At 71.9% G+C, this 21,113-nt stretch carries 20 protein-coding genes; 6 read left to right on the top strand and 14 right to left on the bottom strand.

The features are described 5' to 3' along the window. Positions 1–287: 287 nt before the first annotated feature. Both MUY22_RS27885 and MUY22_RS27880 read right to left on the bottom strand, forming a co-directional pair. Entirely contained in the window at positions 288–944 is a 657-nt protein-coding gene (locus MUY22_RS27885) for a response regulator transcription factor (RefSeq protein WP_247049339.1), read from the bottom strand. Beyond that, on the bottom strand, positions 908–2,245 hold the full coding sequence (locus tag MUY22_RS27880; RefSeq protein WP_247049337.1) for a sensor histidine kinase: 1,338 nt from the start codon (positions 2,243–2,245) through the stop codon (positions 908–910). The genes MUY22_RS27885 and MUY22_RS27880 overlap by 37 nt, the downstream gene beginning before the upstream one ends. Positions 2,246–2,430: 185 nt before the next feature. On the opposite strand from MUY22_RS27880, the gene MUY22_RS27875 reads away from it, so the two are divergent. Next, positions 2,431–3,102 carry a VC0807 family protein gene (locus MUY22_RS27875; protein ID WP_247049335.1) on the top strand — a complete coding sequence of 224 codons (672 nt, stop codon included), beginning with the start codon at positions 2,431–2,433 and terminating at the stop codon, positions 3,100–3,102. Positions 3,103–3,159: 57 nt separating this feature from the next. Next, complete coding sequence (locus MUY22_RS27870; RefSeq protein WP_247049333.1) at positions 3,160–4,365, top strand: macrolide family glycosyltransferase; 1,206 nt, start codon at positions 3,160–3,162, stop codon at positions 4,363–4,365. An 86-nt stretch (positions 4,366–4,451) separates the two neighbouring features. Here the strand turns inward: MUY22_RS27870 and MUY22_RS27865 are convergent, their stop codons facing one another. Together MUY22_RS27865 and MUY22_RS27860 are read right to left on the bottom strand one after the other, a co-directional pair. After that, positions 4,452–7,163: a LuxR family transcriptional regulator gene (locus tag MUY22_RS27865; protein ID WP_256474688.1), complete on the bottom strand. Its 2,712-nt coding sequence runs from the start codon at positions 7,161–7,163 to the stop codon at positions 4,452–4,454. 23 nt (positions 7,164–7,186) lie between these two features. Next, positions 7,187–7,486 carry a hypothetical protein gene (locus tag MUY22_RS27860; protein ID WP_247049330.1) on the bottom strand — a complete coding sequence of 100 codons (300 nt, stop codon included), beginning with the start codon at positions 7,484–7,486 and terminating at the stop codon, positions 7,187–7,189. A gap of 352 nt (positions 7,487–7,838) precedes the next feature. Between MUY22_RS27860 and MUY22_RS27855 the strand changes: the two genes are divergently transcribed. Together MUY22_RS27855 and MUY22_RS27850 are read left to right on the top strand one after the other, a co-directional pair. After that, a complete protein-coding gene (locus MUY22_RS27855) occupies positions 7,839–8,816 on the top strand; it encodes a LuxR C-terminal-related transcriptional regulator (protein WP_247049328.1) in 978 nt (325 codons plus the stop codon). A 101-nt stretch (positions 8,817–8,917) separates the two neighbouring features. Then, positions 8,918–9,721, top strand: a complete 804-nt coding sequence (locus MUY22_RS27850; RefSeq protein WP_247049326.1) for an enoyl-CoA hydratase-related protein — start codon at positions 8,918–8,920, stop codon at positions 9,719–9,721. 22 nt (positions 9,722–9,743) lie between these two features. Here MUY22_RS27850 and MUY22_RS27845 read toward each other — a convergent pair whose 3' ends face one another. Continuing rightward, on the bottom strand, positions 9,744–10,691 hold the full coding sequence (locus tag MUY22_RS27845) for a hypothetical protein (RefSeq protein ID WP_247049324.1): 948 nt from the start codon (positions 10,689–10,691) through the stop codon (positions 9,744–9,746). 464 nt (positions 10,692–11,155) lie between these two features. Beyond that, on the bottom strand, positions 11,156–13,819 hold the full coding sequence (locus MUY22_RS27840) for a lectin (RefSeq protein ID WP_247049322.1): 2,664 nt from the start codon (positions 13,817–13,819) through the stop codon (positions 11,156–11,158). A 193-nt stretch (positions 13,820–14,012) separates the two neighbouring features. On the opposite strand from MUY22_RS27840, the gene MUY22_RS27835 reads away from it, so the two are divergent. Next, positions 14,013–14,531 (top strand): dihydrofolate reductase family protein, encoded by a 519-nt coding sequence (locus MUY22_RS27835; RefSeq protein WP_247049320.1) that lies wholly within the window; start codon positions 14,013–14,015, stop codon positions 14,529–14,531. Here the strand turns inward: MUY22_RS27835 and MUY22_RS27830 are convergent. The 7 genes from MUY22_RS27830 to MUY22_RS27800 form a co-directional block, all read right to left on the bottom strand. Continuing rightward, the gene (locus MUY22_RS27830; RefSeq protein ID WP_247049318.1) at positions 14,528–16,075 is read right to left on the bottom strand and encodes an acyl-CoA carboxylase subunit beta; all 1,548 of its coding nucleotides are present in this window, start codon (positions 16,073–16,075) and stop codon (positions 14,528–14,530) included. The genes MUY22_RS27835 and MUY22_RS27830 overlap by 4 nt on opposite strands. Continuing rightward, positions 16,072–16,842, bottom strand: coding sequence for an SDR family oxidoreductase (locus tag MUY22_RS27825; protein ID WP_247049316.1), 771 nt, complete (start codon positions 16,840–16,842; stop codon positions 16,072–16,074). The genes MUY22_RS27830 and MUY22_RS27825 overlap by 4 nt, the downstream gene beginning before the upstream one ends. Next, positions 16,839–17,591 carry an SDR family oxidoreductase gene (locus tag MUY22_RS27820; protein ID WP_247049314.1) on the bottom strand — a complete coding sequence of 251 codons (753 nt, stop codon included), beginning with the start codon at positions 17,589–17,591 and terminating at the stop codon, positions 16,839–16,841. Before MUY22_RS27820 ends, MUY22_RS27825 begins: the two co-directional genes overlap by 4 nt. Before the next feature lie 110 nt (positions 17,592–17,701). After that, positions 17,702–18,001, bottom strand: coding sequence for an EthD family reductase (locus MUY22_RS27815; RefSeq protein ID WP_247049311.1), 300 nt, complete (start codon positions 17,999–18,001; stop codon positions 17,702–17,704). 138 nt (positions 18,002–18,139) lie between these two features. Continuing rightward, positions 18,140–18,730, bottom strand: coding sequence for a GNAT family N-acetyltransferase (locus MUY22_RS27810; RefSeq protein ID WP_247049309.1), 591 nt, complete (start codon positions 18,728–18,730; stop codon positions 18,140–18,142). Positions 18,731–18,933: 203 nt separating this feature from the next. Next, positions 18,934–19,686, bottom strand: coding sequence for an alpha/beta fold hydrolase (locus MUY22_RS27805; protein WP_247049307.1), 753 nt, complete (start codon positions 19,684–19,686; stop codon positions 18,934–18,936). Next, positions 19,686–20,054 (bottom strand): DUF1330 domain-containing protein, encoded by a 369-nt coding sequence (locus MUY22_RS27800; RefSeq protein WP_247049305.1) that lies wholly within the window; start codon positions 20,052–20,054, stop codon positions 19,686–19,688. The genes MUY22_RS27805 and MUY22_RS27800 overlap by 1 nt, the downstream gene beginning before the upstream one ends. A 78-nt stretch (positions 20,055–20,132) precedes the next feature. Between MUY22_RS27800 and MUY22_RS27795 the strand changes: the two genes are divergently transcribed. After that, positions 20,133–20,750 carry a TetR/AcrR family transcriptional regulator gene (locus MUY22_RS27795; RefSeq protein ID WP_247049303.1) on the top strand — a complete coding sequence of 206 codons (618 nt, stop codon included), beginning with the start codon at positions 20,133–20,135 and terminating at the stop codon, positions 20,748–20,750. Here MUY22_RS27795 and MUY22_RS27790 read toward each other — a convergent pair. Beyond that, entirely contained in the window at positions 20,725–21,042 is a 318-nt protein-coding gene (locus tag MUY22_RS27790; protein ID WP_247049301.1) for an STAS domain-containing protein, read from the bottom strand. The genes MUY22_RS27795 and MUY22_RS27790 overlap by 26 nt on opposite strands. Between the last annotated feature and the right edge of the window lie 71 nt (positions 21,043–21,113).

The following is a 21,113-nucleotide window of genomic DNA, read 5'->3' as shown; positions in this document are numbered from 1 at the left end:
GATCGCGATGCCGAACTCAAGCTTGGACAAGGCGAGTCCTCCACAGATCGCGGACGGGCAGAAGCAGCCGCGACGAAGCCCGTCACGCGGCGCGCGAACGCCCGACGTTCGTCGTGAGCAGGCAAAACGCTACTGAGCCCGGAGCGGGCCAGAAACCCCTAACGGGGCCCCTAGGTACCCTGCACGTCACCCGGCGGGACAAGGGAAAACGCCCTGAAGGGCACCCTCAGGGACTTCCGGTCCCTGAGGGTGCCCTTCAGGGCGTTGAGCCCCGGGGGGAAGGTGGGTCAGATGGCCTTGCCGCGGTTGAGGTAGGTCAGCACCGCGAGCACCCGCCGGTTGTCGTCATTGGACGGTGGCAGGTTCAGCTTGGTGAAGATGTTCGAGATGTGCTTGCCGACCGTGCCGTCGCTGAAGTTGAGGCTCTGCGCGATGCCGGCGTTGGACCGGCCCTCGGCCATCATCTCCAGCACCTCGCGCTCGCGCGGGCTGAGCGTCTCGAAGGGCTCGTTGCGTGCTTGGCGCGCCAGCAGCTTCGCGATCACCGTCGCGTCCATCGCCGTGCCGCCGGCCGCGACCCGCCGCACCGCCTCGACGAACTCCTCGGCGTCGCCGACGCGGTCCTTCAGCAGGTAGCCGACGCCGCCGGCGCCGTCCTGCAGGAGTTCGTTGGCGTACAACTGTTCCACGTGCTGGGACAACACGAGCACGGGCAGCCCGGGCACCTGCTTGCGCGCGGCCAGCGCGGCCTGCAGGCCTTCGTCGGTGAAGCTCGGCGGCAGCCGGACGTCGACCACGGCGACGTCGGGGCGGTGCTCCAGCAGCGCCTTCAGCAGTTCGGGCCCGGTTTCCACCGCCGCGACGATGTCGAAACCGTGCGACTGCAGCAGCAGTGTCAAGCCGTCCCTCAGGAGAGCGAGGTCTTCGGCGAGCACAACGCGCACGGGATCTCCAAACTCACGCGGGTCGGTCCGCCGGGCCGGCTGACGACGCCCAGACTACCGTCGAACGCTTCCAGCCTTTGGGCGATCCCGCGCAACCCGGACCCGGCGGCGAGATCGGCCCCGCCGCGGCCTTCGTCCACCACCGCGCCGGCCAGCAGCCCGTCGTCGAACCGCAGCCGCACGGTGACGTCCCGGGTCTGCGCGTGCTTGACGACGTTGGCCAGCGCCTCGCACACGCTGAAGTAGACCGCCGCCTCCACCGCCGGCTCGAACCGGCCGGGCAGCTCGATGTCGACGTTCGCGTCCAGCGGCAGGTCGAGCACGAACGCCCGCAGCGCGTCCCGCAGCCCGCGCTCGGCGAGCACCGGCGGGTGGATGCCGTGCACCAGGTCCCGCAGCTCCTGCAGGGCCTTGCTCGAGGAGTCCCGCAGCTCGAGCACCAGCTCCTTGGCCCGGTCCGGGTCGCGGTCGATGAACTGCGACAGCGCGGCCAGCTTCATCCGCATCGCGACCAGCCGCGCCTGGGCGCCGTCGTGCAGGTCGCGCTCGATCCGGCGCAGCTCGGCGGCCTGCGTGGCCAGCGCGTCCGCGCGGGTGCGGGTCAGCTGCCGGACGCGGTCGTTGAGCTTCCCCCGCCGTCCCGGCTTGAGCAGCAGCGACGTCCAGTCGCCGTGCAGCCGCAGCAGCGGGCCGGCGAAGGCGGCCCCGGCCGCGACGCACGCGAGCCCGACGGCGATCTGCAGCGGTACCTCCGTGCCACCCAGCCACGAAAGCTCGCCGACGACCCCGGCCGCCTGCCCCACCGCCAGCAGCACCCCGGTCAGCCCGGTCAGCACCAGCAGCACCGGGAACGCCGCGAGCGCGCCGCCGACCACCGGGTCGGCCAGCAGCCAGGCCAGGTCGCGCCAGGTCGCCGGGTCGCCCCAGATCCAGCGGACCCGCAGCGACACCGCCGCGAACCAGCGGCGCTTGTGGTAGTCCTTCCCGCTCCAGTACCAGCCGTGCTCGGTGCGTTCGAGCCGCGGCCGCGGCCGGTACGGCACCGCCACCGGCACCCCGGACCAGCGCCCGGCCAGCTCGCGCGCGGTGTTCGCGATCCGCCGGATCAGCACCGTGATCAGCAGGAACAGCGGGAACATCCCGAGCCCGAACCACAGCACCAGCGACAGCAGGGTGCCGATCGCGAGCGCCGCTTCGCCCAGGCTGAGCAGGCCGAGCGCGGCGCCGCGCGCGAGGTCCCGCGGCGCGCGCCGCAGCCGGGTGGCCACGGGTGCGCCGACGGCGACCGCCGTGTCACTCATGTCGGTTCCTCCTCCGGGCGAGCCCACCCGGTCAGTCTGACTCACGGAGCGTGGCCGGGCGGAGACGGATACCACCCCTGCCCGCATAAAGAAAACTCCACCCCGGTCGGGGTAGAAGAGGGGTTCTGACGAGATCCACTCCCTTCTACGTTGGAAACACACCACCGACGACCTGGGAGAACCCGATGACCACCACCGCCCCGAAGACCGGCGCCGCCGGCGCGATCGTGACCAACCTGGTCGTCGACCTCGTCGCCCCGATCGCCCTCTACTACGGCCTGCGCGCCGCCGGCGTCGACCAGCTGCTCGCCCTGCTCGCCGGCGGGGCCGCGCCCCTGGTCCACGTGATCTGGCAGGTCGTGCGGACCCGCAAGGTCGGCGGCCTCGCGCTGTTCACCCTGACGATCCTGCTGCTGAGCGTCGCCGCATCCTTCCTCACCGGCAGCGAGCGGTTCCTGCTGGCCAAGGACGGCTGGCTGACCGCCGTCGCCGGCCTGTGGCTGCTCGGCACGCTCCGCACGAACCGCCCGTTCGTCTACGAGGCCGCGCGGCCGATCGCCGACGCCAAGGCGAAGACGCCGGAGGACACCTGGACCCACCGCTTCGCCACGTCCGAGAGCTTCCGCCACGGCATGCGCGTGGTCACCGCCGCCTGGGGCATCGCGCTCGTGCTCGACGCCGTCGTCCGCGGGGTCATGGCCTACACCCTGCCGGTCGACCTGGTCCCGGGCCTGGGTGGCGCGCAGTACGCCGTGCTCTTCATCGGCCTGCAGATCTTCGGCCAGGTCTACGGCCAGCGCACCGGCCTGATCGGCGACAAGAAGAAGAGCGACACCGCCGGCGCCGTCACCGCCTGACCCACCTCGCCCCGCCCGCCGGTGATCCGGACGAAACCTCCGAAAAGGAAGCAGACCATGTCCCGCCATTTCGCGTTCGTCACCATCCCCGCCCACGGGCACGTCAACCCCACCATCGCGGTCGTGGCCGAGCTCGTCGGCCGCGGCCACCGGGTCACCTACGCCGCCACCGCCGAGTTCGCCCCCGCGCTGCGGGCCGCCGGCGCGGACGTCCTCGTCGTCGACACCACGCTCGCCTCGGCCCACCCCGGCAAGGAGGTCACCGCCGACGACGTCGCCTGGCTGCCGCTGATCCTGCTGCGGGAGAGCGCGCAGCTGGCCCCGGCGCTGCTGGCGCACTTCGACGGCGACCTGCCGGACGTCATCGCCTACGACGTCACGATGTACCCGCTCGCCCGGATGCTCGGGCGCCGCTGGGACCGGCCGACGCTGGAGCTGTTCCCGACCTTCGCCGCCAACACCGAGTACTCCGTGGCCGAGGAGGCCGAGCGCATCGCCGGCGTCGCCGCCGAGCACCCGGCCACCGCCGCGTTCCACGCCGAGTTCACCGAGTTCCTGTCCCGCAACGGGTTCGCGGACGTCACCCCCGAAGACATCACGCGCGGCGAGCCGGACGAGCCGCGGCTGGTCTTCCTGACCCGCGAGTTCCAGTACGCCGGCGACACCTTCGACGAGCGCTTCGGCTTCGTCGGGCCGTGCCTGTCCGAACGCGGGTTCCAGGGCGACTGGACGCCGCCGGAGACCGGCCTGCCCATCGTCTACGTCTCGCTCGGCACGGCGCACAACCTGCGCCCCGAGTTCTTCCGCGCCTGCGTGGCCGCCTTCGCCGGCCGGCCGGTGCACGTCGTGATGGCGATCGGGGACCGCGTGCCGGTCTCGGCGCTCGGCGAGCTGCCGCCGAACGTCGAGGTGCACGCCCGGGTCCCGCAGCTTTCCGTGCTGCGCCACGCGTCCGCGTTCGTCTGCCACGCCGGGATGGGCAGCACGATGGAGTCGCTGTACTTCGGCACGCCGCTGGTCGCGGTGCCGCAGATGCCCGAGCAGGACGTCGTCGCCCGGCGGATCGCCGAGCTGGGCCTCGGCCGGGCCCTGGACCGCGACGAGGTCAGCCCGGAGAGCCTGCGCGAGGCCGTCGAAGCCGTGCTCGCCGACGACGCGCTGCGGGCCCGCCTCCGCGCGGAGAGCCGCCGCGTCCGCGAAGCCGGCGGCACCCGGACCGCCGCGGACAAGCTGGAGACCTACGCGGAGACCGCGGCTCGCTGACCCGGGCGCCGAACGCCGGAATGCCCGGTCACGCCGGGGAGTCGTGACCGGGCATCGGGGCGACCGTGGCCGGGAGGGGGCCACGGTCAAGCCGTACCGGCGACGGTCGGCTCGAGCCCGGCGGGCAGGTCGGCGCGGTTGCCGACCTTGAGTTTCCGGTAGGTGCGGGTCAGGTGCTGCTCCACGGTGGACACCGTGATGAACAGCTTCCGGGCGATCTCGCGGTTGGTGTAGCCGTGCCGCGCCAGCGCGGCGGTGCGGTACTCGGCCGAGGTGAGCAGCGCGAGCCGGTCCGTTTCGCCGGGTACGCCCGCCGGTTTGAGGTCCTCGGCGGACATGTGCGGCTGCAGCTCCCGGCACACCGCGTCGGCCCGGCAGTCCTGCGCCACGTGCCAGGCCCGGCGGACCACCATCCGGGCGCGGCTGGTCTCGTTCAGCTCGTGGTGCGTGCGCCCCAGGTCCGCCAGCACCTTCGCCAGCTCCAGCCGGTCCCCGCCGGCCTGGATCTCGTCGACGGCCTTCTTGAGCATCGGCGGCCGGTCGGCCAGCTCGTGCGTGTTCGCCAGCACCCGCAACGTCGCCCCGAGCGCGGCGGAGTTGCTCTCGCTGACCAGGTTGAGCTGGGCGTCCACCAGTTCGGCCGCCTTGGCCCGGTCGCCGATCCGCTGGTAGGCCTCGGCGCAGCCGGCCCGCCACGGCACCAGCGCCGGCAGGTCGATGCCCCACGCCGTCATCAGCTCGCCCGCCGCCATGAAGTCCCGCAGCGCCGCGTACACCTGGTCCGTGGCCAGGTGGTGCCGGCCGCGGGCGTAGAGGTAGGGCAGCGCGTGCACCGTCCGCATCATCGCGGCCGGCACCGGCTGGGCGATCAGCGCTTCGGCCTCCTCGTGCGCCCCCATCTCGGTGCGCGCCCGGATCATGCTCGCCAGCGGCGACCCGATCGCCACACCCCAGCTCGACGCCGAGATCAGGGCGAGGGCCTTCGCGCCGTGCTCCAGCGCGGCCGGGAGACCGCCCTGCCGCACGGCGATCTCCGCCCGCAGCGCGCTGAACACCGCCTGCCAGGCCGGGGCCCGGCGCTTGGCCGACTCCTCCAGCAGCCGTTCGCACCAGGGCAGGGCCCGGTCGGTGCTGCCCGCGTACATCAACGCGCGCAGTGCGAAGGTCAGCGGCTGGACCGTGGCGTCGGCCAGCCGGGTGCTCTGCAGGATCTGCTCGACCGCGACGACGACGTTGTCCCCGTAGCGGCCCCGCAGGACCGCCTTGAGGATCCGGGCGGCGCGCCACTGCGTGTCGACGACCGTGCCGCTGGGCACCGGCCGGGTGCCCGCGGCCCGGGCGGGCACCGGCAACCGGGCGGCGAGCGCCGGGTGGGTGCACGCCACGGCCAGGCACAGGGCTTCGGCGTCGAGCGACATCCCGGTGTTCTCGATCTGCTTGCCGAACCCCTCGACAGCTTCCTCGGCTTCGCCGTGCCACAGCAGGTGGCGCAGCGGCCCGGGGCCGTTCGCGACCCCGCCGACGTCGGCGGCCAGCGCACGGATCCGTCGTTCGGCCGCGACCGGGGAGACCCGCCATTCGGCGTCGGCGAGCAGGGTGGTGACGGCGACCCGCTGGGCGTCGTCACCCAGCCGGCTCATCGGTTCGAGGTAGCGGACGACCTTTTCCACGTCGTCCTCGGCCAGCGCGAGCTCCGCGGCGCTGCGGAGCACGGTGGCGACCCAGGGCTCGTCGAGGTCTTCGGAGGCGACGAGCATTTCCGCGACGCTGCGGCTCTCGGCGCCCGCTTCGTACAGCAGCCGGGCGGCTCGGCGGCGCAGCCGGGCCCGCCGGCCCGGTTCGATGGCCTCCAGCACCGCGGCCGCGCCGGCCGGGTGCCGGAAGCGGCCGCCGGCCAGGATCCCGGCGGCTTCGAGGTCCCCGAGCACCCGGACCGCTTCGTCCGCACCGGCTCCGGCCAGGTCGGCCGCCCGGTCGGCGTCGGCCGCGCCGGCCAGCACGGCGACCGCCGCGGCGAGGTCCAGCGCGAGCGGGCCGCTGCTGCGCAGGCAGCTCAGGACCGCGTTGCGGAAGGCGAACCCCGGCGACGGCTCGGCCGGGCCGCCCGCCGTCCGGTGGTCCTCGAACAGGGCGTGCACCAGCAGCAGGTTGCCGCCGGTGAGCTCGTGGTAGGCGGGGGCGAGCAGCCGGGCGGCGTCCGCGCCGAGCTCGCCGGTGACCAGCTCGACCACGCCGTCCGCGGGCAGCGTCGTCAGCCGGATGCGGCGGCAGTGCGGCAGCCGCACCAGCTCGGCGTCGAACGCCGGGCCGACCGACCGGTCGCTGGTCCGCTCCCCCAGCGCGACCAGGATCCGGGCGGAGCGGATCCGCACCATCAGGAAGAGCAGGCAGTGCAGCGAATCCGCGTCGGCGTGGTGCAGGTCGTCGACGACCAGCACCACCGGCGCCGTGCGGGAGAGCTTGAGCAGGGCGGCGGCCACCGCCCGGGAGAGGTGCTGCCGCGCCGCCCCCGGGTCCCCCGCGAGGGTGGTTGCGCCGGCTTCGAGCAGCGCGGCGAACTCGTCGGCCGCCTCGGCCGGCACGGCCGGGCTCTGCACCAGCTGCCCGAGCACGCCGAACGGCAGGTCCCGCTCGGAGTCCGACGCGATGGCCTGCAGGACGACGGCCCCGGACTCCAGGGCCGTGTCGGCCAGCCTGCCGAGCAAGCTGGTCTTCCCGCTGGCGACCGGGCCGCCGATGAGCGCGACCCGTCCCCGGCCCTGCCGGACACCTTCGTACATTTCTCCTAAAATGGACATTTCTGCACGATGATGGACATACTTCATTGCTGACCAGGCCCCTCATTCCCCGCGATCGGCACGACGATCCAGCCGCGCAATTGCGGCGCGGATGACACGGCGGTTTCGCAGAGATGAATTCCGGTGATCGCGACCGAATGCGCGTCCGGCGCGGTGGAGAAGAAAACGACTTCTATGCGACCCGGGCCGGTGGCGACACGCATGTGTTCGATTCCCAGCCCCGGCTCGGCGAGGGCCCAGAGCAGGTCCACCAGTACGTGCGGGTCCAGCTCGCGGTGGGTGGCCTCGCCCGATGCGGCAAGTGTGACGCTTGCCATGTACACGGGCAGTCTCCGTACTAGGGGCGGCCGAAGCCCAGCCCGCTGATGATGTTCTTGATGGTGTCCCAGTCGAACCCGTCGGGCGTCTCGGCGGGCCGTGCGTTTTCTTGAACGTTCATGATGCTGTCCCCAGTGTGTTGTTCGGCTTTCGCTGGACACAGCTTGGCTCGCCGGGCGGGCCTCCCGGAAGGGTCCGGGGGTGGCACCAAATGCCTCCGCACCTTGGTGCCAGAGCCCACCCGAACGGCCTCCGACCACCGGGTACGTCTCTGGTCGGGGTGTTAACCACGGTGTACGATCCGGCGGGGAGGGGGTACTTGGCCAGGAAGCAACAGACTGGGGGTCGCTGCTTTTCATGCTGAAGCCACTGGGGGTGGATGCAACCGGCGAATTGGTCTACCGGACGATGGTCGCGCACCGTGATTGGGGCGTGGCCGATCTTGTGACTTCGCTAGGTTTGCCCGAAGAGGAACTACGTTCGACACTCGATCGCCTGGCCGATCTCGCACTGGTCCGGCCCTCCCGGGAAGACCCCGACGCCCTGCGGGCCGTCGATCCCGAGTTCGGCCTGCTTTCCCTGGTGCAAATGCGACAGGCACAACTGCAGCGCAGCCAGCTGGAACTGGCCGAGAGCCACGCGGCGGTGTCCGATTTGATCGCCGACCTCCAGGAGGCCGCGCCCTCCCTGAGCCCGGACGAATTGGTCGGGATCGACGAGATCCAGCGGCGTATCGAGGTATTGGCGAGCCGGGCCAGCAAGGAATGCCTTTCCTTCATGCCGGGCGGCGCCCAGTCCGAGGCGAGCATCAATGCCGGAATGCCACTCAACCAAGCCGCGTTGTCCCGCGGCGTGGCGATCCGGACCGTTTATCTGGACAGCGCGCGCAACGACGCGCGCACGCAGAAGTACGTCGACTGGCTCGTCGAACACGGTGGCGAGGTCCGCACCCAGCCGACCCTGCCCGCCCGGCTGCTCCTGGTCGACCGCGAGACCGCCCTGGTCCCGCTCGACGCGGAGAACACGCGCCAGGGCGCCATCCAGATCACCACGCCCGGCATCGTCTCGCTGATGCGGGCCTACTTCGAGCAGCTCTGGTACAGCGCGTCGCCGTTCGGCGCCGGCCGCACCCGGGACGACGAAGGCCTGACCGGCCAGGAGCGCACCCTGCTCTCCTTGCTGTCGCAAGGCATGACCGACGAGGTGGCCGCCCGCCGTCTCGGGCTGTCCCTGCGGACGGTCCGCCGGATGATGGCCGACCTGATGGACCGGCTGAGCGCCAAGAGCCGGTTCGAAGCGGGCATGCGCGCGGCGCAGCGCGGCTGGCTGGCCTGATCCCCGCTGGGAGGCGAACGGTGGCTCGCCCCGCCGTTCGCCTCCCGGCGGGGTTCGCGGCCGCGCTATGCTCGGCGGCCTCTGACCCCGAGGAGGCGGCCATGCCCGAGTCCATTGTGGACGGCGTCCGGTACGGACGGGACGGCGCGGTCGCCACCGTCACCTTCGACAAGCCCGAGCGCAGCAACGCGATGGACGTCCCGATGCAGTCCCGCTACGGCGCGGCGCTGCGGGAGGCGGACGCGGACCCCGAGGTCCGCGCGGTCGTCGTCACCGGCGCCGGAAAGTCGTTCTGCCCGGGCGCCGACCTGGGCCTGCTGGACGGCATCGTCGCGGCGCCCCCGGCGGGCGGCGGCGGCCACGAGAACTTCCGCGACGTCCTCGCGGCGGCCACGGTGGGCGTCCCGGTGGTGGCGGCGATCAACGGCGGCTGCGCCGGCCTGGGCTTCGTGATCGCGTGCGCGGCGGACGTCCGCTTCGCGGCCGCGGGCGCCAAGTTCACGACGGCGTTCGCCCGCCGGGGCCTGATCGCCGAGTACGGCATCGCGAAGCTCCTCCCCGAGCTGGTCGGCCAGGGCCGCGCCCGCGACCTGCTGCTGTCGGGCCGCACGTTCACCGCCGAGCAGGCGCTGGAGTACGGCCTGGTCCAGGAGGTCGTCCCGCCCGGTGAGCTGACGCTGCGGGTCCGGGCGTACGCGACGGAACTGGCGACGTACAGCGCCCCGCGGTCGATGGCGGTGATGAAGCGGCAGTTCACCCGGGAAGCGGCGTTGTCGCTGCCGGAGTCGGCCCGCGAGGCGACGGCGTTGATGGTGGAGTCGTTCAGTCACCCGGAGCTGGCCGAAGGGCTGGCCAGCTGGAACGAGCGGCGCGCCCCGGAGTTCCCGCCCTACCCGGCGGGCTGAGCGGACACGAAGCCGCCCTGTCTCAAGACGAACGGGCGAAGAGCCGATGCCACCATCGGCTCGAACCGACGTGCGGCAGGTCGCACACCGGCGGCGGAGGCGGCGGCGCCGGCGGCGCGGCCTCCCGTTCCGACTGTGCGGGGCCCTGGTACATCGCCAGAATGCGCTGGAGCTCGGACACGCGCAGCTGCGCGTTCTCGAGGCGCCCGGCCAGCTCTTCGCGATGACGCCGCTCGTACTCGGCGCGTTCGAAGTGCAGCTCCAGGAGATCGACGACTCGGCTCGTCTGCTGGGAGTCGGTCGACTCGGCCGCGACCAGCTCCATCTGTTCTTCGGCACGCTGTCGGGCCCGGTTGATCAGGACGAGCTCGGACCGCATGTTCTCGATGTGTTCGCGCTCGCGCTCGTGCAGGGCCTGCAGTTCACTCTCCCGTTGCGCCTCACCCGGCGAACTCTCTTCCCCTGCGGGTGAGCGGAGCGCGCGCATGCGCTCGAGATCGGCTTCCAGCTGCCGGCACTTGATCTCTTCCCGGGCCAGCCTCGCCGCGAGGTCCTGCTCACGCTGCCGCAGGTCGGAAACTTCCTGCCGGGCCTCGGTGAGGCGATCGCGGAGATCACGGGAGAAGTCGTCGAAGTCGCTGCGCACGATGACCAGGTCGTGCTCGCGAGGCGGCGCTTCGAGGCGCGCGCGAGCTTGCTTCCAAGGTTCCAGGGCCTCGGACCCGAGACCGCACGCCAGCAGGATCGCGACCATGTGGCCGTCCCGCGGCAGCCTCTGTCCCTTGAGCAAGTCCGACAGCGTCGACTTGGCCAAGGTGGTGCCGTGCTCGGTGGCCCAACGACAGACCTCGTCGTAAGTCTTGCCCGACCGCGACCGGACCTGCTGCAGCAAGCCGGCGAACTCGACGACGGTCGTCGCCCGGCCCGGGGCAAGATCGTCGAAGAGATGGGGCGACGAGGCTACTTCCACAACCGACTCGGTCGTTTCGGTCTCGCCGTTCGTTACTCTCCGTTCGATCCTGTTCTCCCCGTTCGGCCCTGTTCGAGTCCGGCCCGATCTCGTTCGAAGTCCTGTGAAACAGCCCCTGACCAGGGCTTCCTGGGGACATGACGAAACCGGGAAGATCAAGCGAAAACCGCAGGCCGATCCCGTGGGAGGACCTGCTCGGACTCGTCCGGTGGACGGCCGGCTCACGAGAACGGTCACGGAACCTGCGCGGGTTGTTGTGCGTCCTGGGTGGGTTCACCGCAGTGATCGTGGGCGAGCTTGCCGCCTCGGGCGTCGCTTCCGCGGTGAGCATGCTGCTGGCGGTCGGCATCGGCTGTGGCTCGCGGAGAAGGCGACGATGACTGGACGTTCCTGACGCTGGGGCCGATGACAGGTGGTCATCGGCCCCAGCGTCAGGTCGTCACGGACCTTGACCGCGCCCAGGGTCAGCCGCGGGTCCAGCTCTGGGCCGCGCTCTGGTTGCAGTCGTAGATCTGCAGTTGTGTTCCGTCCACCGTGGTGCTGTTCGGGTCGTCCAGGCAGCGGCCCGACTGCGGGTTCACCAACGCTCCCGCCGTGCCGGCCTGCCACTTCTGGGCGCCCGAGCCGTTGCACTGCCACAGCTGGACCTTCGTGGCGTTCGCCGTGCCGCTGTTGCTGACGTCCAGGCAGCCGCCCTGGGCCTGCAGGGAGCCGTCCGCTCCGGAGAACCACTTCTGCGCGCCGCTCGAGTTGCACGTGTACAGCTGCGCGTGCGTCCCGTTCGCCGTGCCGCTCGTGGCGACGTCCAGGCACTTGCCGGCGACGCCCGAGGACACCGGGCCGATGTGCGGCAGCGTGCCCGAGTACGACGGCGGCGGGTTCGACGCCGCCCACGATGTGTTCGCCGACGTCCCGAGGGTGAAGGCCAGCGTGCCGCCCGACGTGATCGCCGACGTCGGCGCGTACGCGTTGTTCCACGCGCCGCCGTTCCACGTCGCGCTCTGGACGTACGGCGCGTTGTCCGCCGCCGCCGGGGCGTTGATCGTCAGCGTGTTGCCGCTCGGCAGGCTGACCACCGACTGGGTGAACAGCGGGCTGCCCAGCGCGAGGTCGGGCGTCCCCGGCGTCATCGGGTAGAAGCCCAGCGCGGAGAAGACGTACCACGCGCTCATCGCGCCCAGGTCGTCGTTGCCGGCCAGCCCGCCCGGCGCGTCGGTCCAGATCTGGTCCTGGACCTGGCGCACGACCTTCTGCGTCTTGTACGGCTGCCCGACGTAGTCGTACTCCCACGGCAGTTCGAGGCTCGGCTCGTTGCCCAGGTCGGCCTGGCTGCCGCCGCTGCCGTGGAACCCGGCCAGCACGCTGTCGAGGTAGCTGATCAGCGACGCGTTGCCGCCGCGCGCCGCGGCCAGCCCGGCGACGTTGAACGGCACCATGCCGGTGTACTGCCACGACGTGCCCTCGACGAAGTTCGACCCGCTCGCCGGGTTGAAGCCGGCGGTCCAGCCGCCGCCCGCGTCCTTGGGCTGCATGAACCCGGTGGCCGGGTTGAAGGTGTTCTTCCAGTTCTGCGCGCGGCCGGCGTAGACGGCTTGGTTCGCGGTGTCCCCCAGCGCCCCGGCGAACGCCGAGAGCGCGAAGTCCGCCGTGTTGTACTCCAGCTGCGTCGAGACCGGGCCGTAGAAGTTGCAGCACTGGTAGGTGCCGTTCGCCGGCAGGTACCCCGGCGCGTTGAGCGCGTTCAGCCCGGGCCGGACGTTGTTCGCCGCGCTCGCTTCGTGCAGCATCGCCTGCAGCGCCGCCGACGTGTCGAAGTTCTTCGCGCCGAAGGCGTAGTAGCTCGCGAGGATCGCTGTGCCCGGATCGCCGACCATCACGTACGTCTCGCCGTTGTTCTGCGACCACTTGGGCAGCCCGCCGCCTTGCGCGTAGTCGGCGATCATCGACTGCGCGATGTCACTCGTCTGCGCCGGTGCCACCAACGCGGTCAGCTGCGCCTGTGTCCGGTAGATGTCCCAGCCGGAGAAGTTCGCGTACTGCGCCGAATGTCCACTCGCGACGGTGTGGACCTGGTTGTCGAAGCCGATGTACTGGCCGTTGCTGTCGGAGAAGACGTTGGGGTGCAGCAACGAGTGGTACAGCGCGGTGTAGAAGACGCGCTGCTGCGCCGTGGTGCCGCCGGCGACCTGGATCCGGCCGAGCATCGAGTTCCAGGAGTTGTGCGCGGCCGTGTGGGTCGCGTTGAAGTCGAACGCGGGGATGTCCCCGGTCCGGTTCGCGACGGCGTTGGCCACCGAGACGTACGAGACGCCGACCTTGGCCTGCACGGTCCGGTTGGTCGTCGTGTCGAACCGGACGTACGCGCTGCCCGGGCCCGCGGCCGGGGCCGCCGGAGCCGCGGCGGCCTTCGCGGAGCCGTGCAGCTTGTCCGTCGACGCCTTGGGCGTCACGGCCGGCGCGGCGGCCGTACCGCTGGCGCTGAACGGGCGGTCGAAGACCAGGTCGAAGTAGAGCGTGTAGGTGAACCCGGCGCCGCAGAAGTGACCGGACGTGACCGACCCGGACACCTCGGTCGGGCTGACCACGGTCCACGTCTGGTTCGACGTCCCGTTCTGGCTGCCGTTGAGCTTGAAGAGCAGGTTCGCCTGCGACGTCGAGGGGAACGTGAACCGGCCGAACCCGGACCGCAGCGCGGCGGTCAGCTCGGTCTTGACACCGTTGTCGAGACCCACGGAGTAGTACCCCGCGTCGGCGGTTTCGTTCGCGTGGGAAAAGGAGTCCGTCGCGCCGGTGTTGACCGCGCCGACCGTCGGCAGAATGGGGACGTCACCGTCGGCACCACAGCCCGGACCGGACAAATGCGTCAAACTGAATCCGGTGATCGAGGAATCCTTGTATTCGTAGCCGCCGCCGTCCGGGCGGCTGGGCGTGTCGGGACTCCACTGCACCATGCCGAACGGCACGTCGGCGCCGGGAAAGTCGTCGGCGGCGTTGGACGTGCCGATGAAGGGGTTCACGACGGACGCGGGATCGGCGACCAGCGTCGCCGCGGAAGCGGAAATGGGAATCAGGCCGGCCACGGCCAGCACGGAAGCGGCCGATAGCCGCATGAGGGAACGCAAGACCATGTCACTTGTCCTTCGCCGTTGAGCACAAGCACTTGAGCCGCGGTTTCGAGAACGGTCCTCGCGCGCTGACACCGTTGTCAACGGTCCGTGGTGATCCTGTCGCGTTCCGGACACGGCCGGGTGAAGCCGATGACTTTTCCGGCCGCCGCCGTCAGTACTGAAGTCCGCGAAACAACCCCAAGGAGACACCCCCATGGCGAAACTGCTCTACGGCTTCAGCATGTCGCTCGACGGCTTCCTCGCCGGTCCCGGCGGCGACATGTCCTGGCTGACCCCGTACCTGCGCCCCGATCCGGCGGTCGACGCCCTGATCCCGCGGATCGGCTCACTGCTCGTCGGCCGGCGGACGTTCGGCGGCGACGACCCCCACCGCGGCGACGCGGAGCGCGAGGGCAAGGCCTTCGGCGGCGGCTGGGCGGGCCCGCAGTTCGTGCTCACCCACCGGCCGGCCGCGCCGGTCCCGGACGTCACCTTCGTCGGCGACCTGCACGAGGCCGTCGACGCGGCGAAGGCGGCCGCGGGCGACAAGTACGTCAACGTCCTCGGCGCCGACGTCGCGCGCCAGTGCCTCGAAGCCGGGCTCCTCGACGAGATCCTCGCGATGCCCGTGCCGGTCCTGCTCGGCGACGGCGTCCGGATCTTCGACCACCCCGGCGGCACGACCGTCCCGCTCGAAGTGGTGGCACCGAACTGGTACCGGGTCCTCCGCTAGGGCCGCATCCCGAACGACGGGCGGCCGAGCAGCTTCGGCAGCACGGCGTAGGCGTCCGGCACCCAGTCGCACAGCCGAGCGCGGGTCTCGCGCGGGTCGATGACGTCCTCCACCGAGAACCGCTCGGCCGTGCGGAACGGCGAGCGGACGGCGTCGAGGCGCGCGCGGATCTCCTCGATCCGCGCATCGCGGTCGTCGGCCGCGTCGAGTTCGGCGCGGTAGGCGGCCTCGATGCCGCCTTCGACGGGCAGCGAACCCCAGTCGCCCGAGGGCCACGCCCAGCGCCGGACCAAGCGGTGCCGGTTGGTCTGGCCCGCGCCGCCGACGCCGAACACGCGCCGCACGATCACCTCGGCCATCGGCACCCGCGCCTGGTAGACCGCGGTCACCGCGCGGGCGCCGTGACGGATCGCGCCCGCGCGTTCGGCCGCCGCGCCGATCACCATGCCGGCCTGGTCCGTCAGCGACACCAGCGGCAGGTGGAACGTCTCGCAGAGGTCGACCAGGCGCGTCATGACGTCGGCGCCCTCGGGCGTCAGCGTCGCGCCGCGGTACGGGTCGGTGGCGAGCACGCCGACCGGATGACCGCTGAGCCGCGCCAATCCCGCATAGGCCGAGCCGCCCGAGACGGCGTAGTCGAACACCGAGCCTTCGTCGAAGACGCCGTCCAGCAACGGCCGCAGCCGGTAGGGCTGACGCCGGTTGCGCGGGACGAGCGAGAGCAGCGCCTCGTCGCGGCGGCCGGCCGAGTCCTCTGTGGACCCGACCGGCGGCAGTGAGTCCACAGAGGACGGCAGGTACGACAGGAACTGCTTCAGCACGGCGAAAGCCTCGGCTTCGGAGGCGACGATCCGGTCCACCGCACCGCTGCGCCGGTGGACGTCGGCGCCGCCCAGTTCCTCTTTGGACAGATCCTCCCCCGTCGCGTGCTTCACGACCGGCGGCCCGGCGACGAACAGCTGCGCGACGTCCTCGACGAGCACGCACAGGTGCGACATCACGGCCCGCGCGGCGCCCAGCCCGGCCACCGGGCCGAGGCACGCCGCGACGACCGGCACCGTGGACAGGTTGTCCACCACCAGGTCCCAGGCCGGGTTGACCGGGACGTAGGTGAACCCGTGCTGCTCCAGCATCTTGACGCTGCCGCCACCGCCGGTGCCCTCGATCAGGCGCACCATCGGCAGGCCCAGCTCGTTCGCGAGCCGCTCGGCGTAGACCTGCTTCTCCATGATCGCCGCGTCGGCCGCGCCGCCGCGCACGGTGAAGTCGTCCCCGCCGATCGCGACCCGACGGCCGTCGAGCCGAGCGGTGCCGATGACGAAGTTGGCCGGGGTGAACGACTCCAGCGAGCCGTCCTCATAGGACGCCGTCCCGGCCAGCGCGCCGATCTCGTCGAAGGTGCCGGGGTCGACGAGCGCCGCGATGCGTTCGCGGACCGTCGAGCGCCCGGCCGCGTGCTGGCGGGCCACCTTCTCCGGCCCGCCCATCCGCTCGGCCAGCTCGCGCCGGCGGGCGATCTCACCGACCTCCGGCTCCCAGCTCATGCGTCGCCGAGCGCCTGCTCGACCTTGCGCTGCAGCTTGTTCATCCCGCCGAGCCACCGGTCGGTCTCGGTGGCGCGCGCCGCGTAGTACCCGGCGACCTCCGGGTGCGGCAGAACGAGGAAGCGCTTCTCCTCGATCGCCTTGAACAGCGCGTCCGCGACCTGCTCCGGCTCGATCGCCGACGCGCCCATGAGCAGCTGCCCGGCGGTGCCGGTGCTCTCCAGCATCGCCGTGCGCACGCCCTGCGGGCAGATCGCCTGCACGGTGAGGCCGCGGTGGCGGTAGGTCGCCGACAGGTACTCGGCGAAGGCCAGCGCGCCGTGCTTGGTCACCGAGTACGGCGCCGAGCCGAGGCTGGTGAGCAGCCCGGCGGCGGAGACCGTCGCGATGAAGTGGCCCTTGCCGCGCTCGAGCCACGCGGGCAGCAGCAGGTTGGCCGCGCGGACGTGCGCCATCACGTTGACGTCCCAGGTGCGCGCCCAGACCTCCTCGGGGCTTTCCGCGCCGCCGAAGGGCGCGATCCCGGCGTTGGCGCAGAAGACGTCGATCTCGCCCAGGGTCTCCCGGGCGCTCTCGACCAGCTTCGCGACGCCGTCGACGCTCGCGACGTCACCGACGAACGCCGTCGCGCCGATCTCGGCCGCGACCTCGCGGACCTTGTCGCCGTCGAGGTCCGCGACGACGACCTGGGCACCGTCCGCGACGAACCGGCGGGCCAGCGTCGCCCCGATACCGCCGCCGCCACCGGTGACGACGACGCCGGTCACAGGCCACCGCCCAGGGTCACGCCGCCGTCGAGGACGACGGTCTGGCCGGTGATCCAGCTCGCGTCGTCGGACAGCAGGAACGCCACCGCGCCCGCGATGTCGGACGGCAGGCCGAGGCGCTTCATCGGGTACGCCGAGGCGACCTCCTCCTCGCGGCCTTCGTACAGGGCGGTCGCGAACTTCGTCTTGACGACGGCCGGCGCGACGGCGTTGACCCGGATCTTCGGGCCCAGCTCGGCGCCGAGCTCGACGGTCAGCCGGATCAGTGCGGCCTTGCTGACGCCGTACATCCCGATGCCGGGCGACGCGCCGAGGCCGGCGACGGAGGCGACGTTGACGACCGAGCCGCCGTGCTCGCCCATCCACGCGTCGCGGGCGCGCTTGGTCCAGCCGAGCGGCGCGAGCACGTTGACGCCGAGGATCTTGGCCGCCGCGCCCGGGTCGATGTCGAGCGTCGAGCCGTAGACCGGGTTGATGCCGGTGTTGTTGACCAGGTAGTCGAGCCGGCCGAAGGTCTCGATCGTCTTCGCGACGGTCTCGTCCTGGTGGTCGGTGTCGTCGGACTTGCCGGGCACGAACATGGCGACGTCCGGGCCGCCGAGGGAGCTGACCGCCTCTTCCAGGGCTTCGGGCTTGCGCGCGGTGATGCAGACCTTGGCGCCGCGCTCGACGAGCGTCTTGGCGATGCCGAGGCCGATGCCCCGGCTGGCCCCGGTGACGATCGCGACGCGATCCTTGAACGAGTTCACGGCAGGGTGTCTCCTTCGACGTTGCCCGGAACATACTAAGCGGTCGGTTGTTGGTGCCATTATGCGCGATCCGCCCGCGGCCTCAAGACCGCGCGCGTCACACGCGGCGCTCAGCTCAGCTCGTAGTGCACCAGCTGCGCGCCACCGGTCGCGTAGTTGGCGACGTCCGCGGAGACGGCCTTGCCCTCGTCGGACCCCAGCGCGGCGGCCATCGCCCCGGCCGACTCGAAGTCGCCGTGGAAGACCGCGAAGTACGGGCTGGCCCCACCCAGGCCCTCGACGTCGAAGGCGTGCTGCATCCGCACGAGGCCGGGAAGCTTCGCCGCCAGCGGCAGGTGCACGCGGGTGTAGTGGTCACGGAAGTGCGCGGGATCGACGGGCGGCGGGTAGAGGACGGTGAGCCGGTGCACGGGCAGTCCTTTCGGCGACGGGAGAGCGGTCCACCGAGCGGGACCCGCGACCGGACAGTAGCGGAGGACCGGCCCCCGAGCCCGCCGGTTCCCCAGCGGCTCACGCGGGTGCGACGTCGGCGCCGAACCCGGCGAGCGTCATGACGACGGCGAGCCGAGGTCGAGCCGCATGAGCCAGCGGACCCGGCGGTCGGCCCGCGCCTGAGTGGGCCGTACCCGTTCGAAGCCGGCTCCGGCGAACAACGTGGTCGTGCCGACGTGCGCGGCGCTCGAGCCGATCCGCGCCCCCTCCGTGTCGACCGGGTAGCCCTCGATGGCCGGGGCGCCGCACGAACGCGCATGGGCGACAGCTCCGTCCAGCAGAGCCCGGGACACGCCGCGCCGCCGATACGGCGTCCGCACCACGAAACACACCACGCTCCACACCGGCACGTCGTCGAGCGGGGGTATCGTCCGCGACCGCACGAGCCGCTCCATCCGCGACCGCGGCGCCACGCCACACCAGCCGATCGGCACGTCGCCGTCGTAGGCCAGCACGCCGGGCGCGGGCTTCTCGGCACACAACGTGCGGACGTGCTCGGCCCGCCGCTCACCCCGCAGCGCGCTGTACTCGGCCGAGGTGCTCCGGTACGCGAGGCACCAGCAGGCCCGCTCGTTCCCGCTCGGGTTGAGGATCGCCGCCACGTCCTCGAACCGGGACGCGGGACGAACGTCGAAAGAGGCAGGCATGGGATCACCGTAGAGCCGATTCCCGGCCGAGCCACGTCGGACAAGGGGCCGCGGCCTCCTGTGGCATGACGATGGCGCCGGCTCGCTGCTGAACCGACGCCATCGCCGAATCCCCGCCAAGCACGGAAGGGACACAGAACCGCGATTACCCAGCCTCGCGTCCTTTGAACACAGATCAACGCGGCATCGACGATGAGAAGCCGTCAGCCGATCGTCGACCAGAAAGCCGTCAGTGCCGCGGCGCCGCGGGCCGGGGCCTCGGTCATCCACCAGTGGCCCAGTCCGTCGAGGACCGCGACCCGGGCTCCCGCGCGGGCGGCTGCCCGGCGGCGTTGCTCCTCCGTGCCGACGACGTGGTCCGCCGTCGCCAGGACGGCCAGGCCCGGGCGAGCCGCCGCGCGCTCCAGCCCCAGGCCGAGGCCGGGTGGGCCCGCCTGGGCGGCCGACCGGTACAGGGCCAGCACCGCGCGGCCCATCGCCTCGTCCTGGCCCGCCGCCACCCGGGCCGCGACCGCGCGGCCCATCCCCCGCTCCACCAACGTCGCCGTGCGTTCCTCGGCCGTGCCGCCGAACCGGGCCGCGACGTCGGCCTCGCCGACGCCGGGGGTCTGCCAGCGGCGGGCCAGCTCGTGCCACTCGTAGCCGGGGTCGTAGACGCCGAGCACGTCGCTGACCCAGCTGCGCACCAGGTCCGGGCGGCTCAGCACCACGTTCACCACGTGCCCGCCGCCGACGTCGTGGCCGACCAGGTCCACCGGCTCGCCGAACGCCGTCAGCTCCTCGACGAGCCAGTCCCGGTACTCCGCGTGCGTGGCACCGAACCCGGGCGGCAGCGGCGCCCCGAAGCCGGGCGGCGACAAGCACACCAGGTCCGAGCGGACGGCCGCCAGCTCGGCCAGCAACGGCTCCCACACCGCCGCCGTCTCCGGGTTGCCGTGGACGAACACCGCGGGCATCAGACGGCGACCGGGCTGGTCGGCTGCAGGACCGACTCCACCAGTGCGTCACTGCGCAGGTGCGCGACCGCCTGGTAGTCCGGATCGCGGACCATGGCGGCGAACGCCCGCCGGTCCGGGTAGCGGACCAGCACCACCATGTCCCAGGCCTGCCCGTCTTCGGCGACCAGGGCGCGCCCGCCGTCGCCCAGGTACTCGACGCTCAAGCCGTAGCGGGCGTTGATCGTGTGGCCGAGGGCCTCGGCGTAGCGCTGGTAGCTCTCGCGGCCGCCTTCCGGGCGGAACCGCAGCAGGTTGAGCATCACGACCGGGCCGCCAGGGTCGTCGGCGAGCAGGGCGTCGAGTTCGCGGTCGTCGATGTCGATCATCAGGAGCCTCCCGGGGTCAGGCCTTCACTCAAACATACTTGTTGACCGACACGCAAGTTAGTTTGATAGGCTGCGGACATGCCGACGACCACCCGCCGCACCCAGCAGGAACGCCGTGACCAGGCGGAAGCCGCGCTGCTGGCCGCGGCCGCCGAACTGGTCGTCGAGCAGGGGGTGCGCTCGCTGACCCTGGCCCGGGTCGGGGAACGCGCCGGTTACAGCCGCGGCATCGTCACCCACCACTTCGGCGCCAAGCAGACCCTGGTCGAACGGCTCGCCCGCGCCACCCAAGCCGGCTTCGTGCCCGGCCTCGACGGCGTGGCGCCCGGACTCGACCGCCTGCTGCGGCTGATCGACGGCTACCTCGGCGCGCTCAGCTCGATCGGCGTGTTCAACCAGGCTTTCCTGCTGTTGTGGGCGGAGGCCCCGACGCAACCGGAGCTGGCCCCGATCTTCCGCGAGCGGGATGACGCCTTCCGCGCCGACCTGCGCGACGACGTCGAAGCGGGCATCACGGACGGCACCATCGACCCCGGAGCCGCTCCGGACGACGTCGCGGTGGCCGTCGTCGGGCAGCTCCGCGGGATCGCGCTGCAACGGCTGCTCGATCCGCGGAGCGTCGACACCGACCAGCTGCGCCGCGGCGTCACCGGATTCTGGCGCCGGGCCCTCAGCCGGCCGGCTGCAGCGGGATGACCGGATCCAGGCCCAGCAACGCCCACTTCCTCCGCACGTAGGCCGAAGCCACGATCAGCAGGGCCTTGCCTTCCGCCGCACACCGTTCGACGAAGGCCAGCAGCGGCACCACGGCTTCCAGGGTCAGGAAGGTCACCGCCGAAAGGTCGACCACGACCGGAGTGCCGGGCGGCACGGCCAGCGCCGGCGCGAAGGCCTGTTCCACCTCTTCGGTACCGGCCAGCTCGGGTGCGACGCGGAGGGTCAGCACCGCCGCGGCCTCGAACGGCGTGGGGTCGCCGGCTGTCCCCATCTGCCCACTTCCCTTCCGGGCTCGAGTGCGAGCGTCCACGATCTTCAGGCATTCGGCGCGGGACCCCACCC

Source organism: Amycolatopsis sp. WQ 127309 (assembly GCF_023023025.1).
GTDB lineage: Bacteria > Actinomycetota > Actinomycetes > Mycobacteriales > Pseudonocardiaceae > Amycolatopsis.
This window is presented reverse-complemented; position numbering and strand designations above follow the sequence as displayed.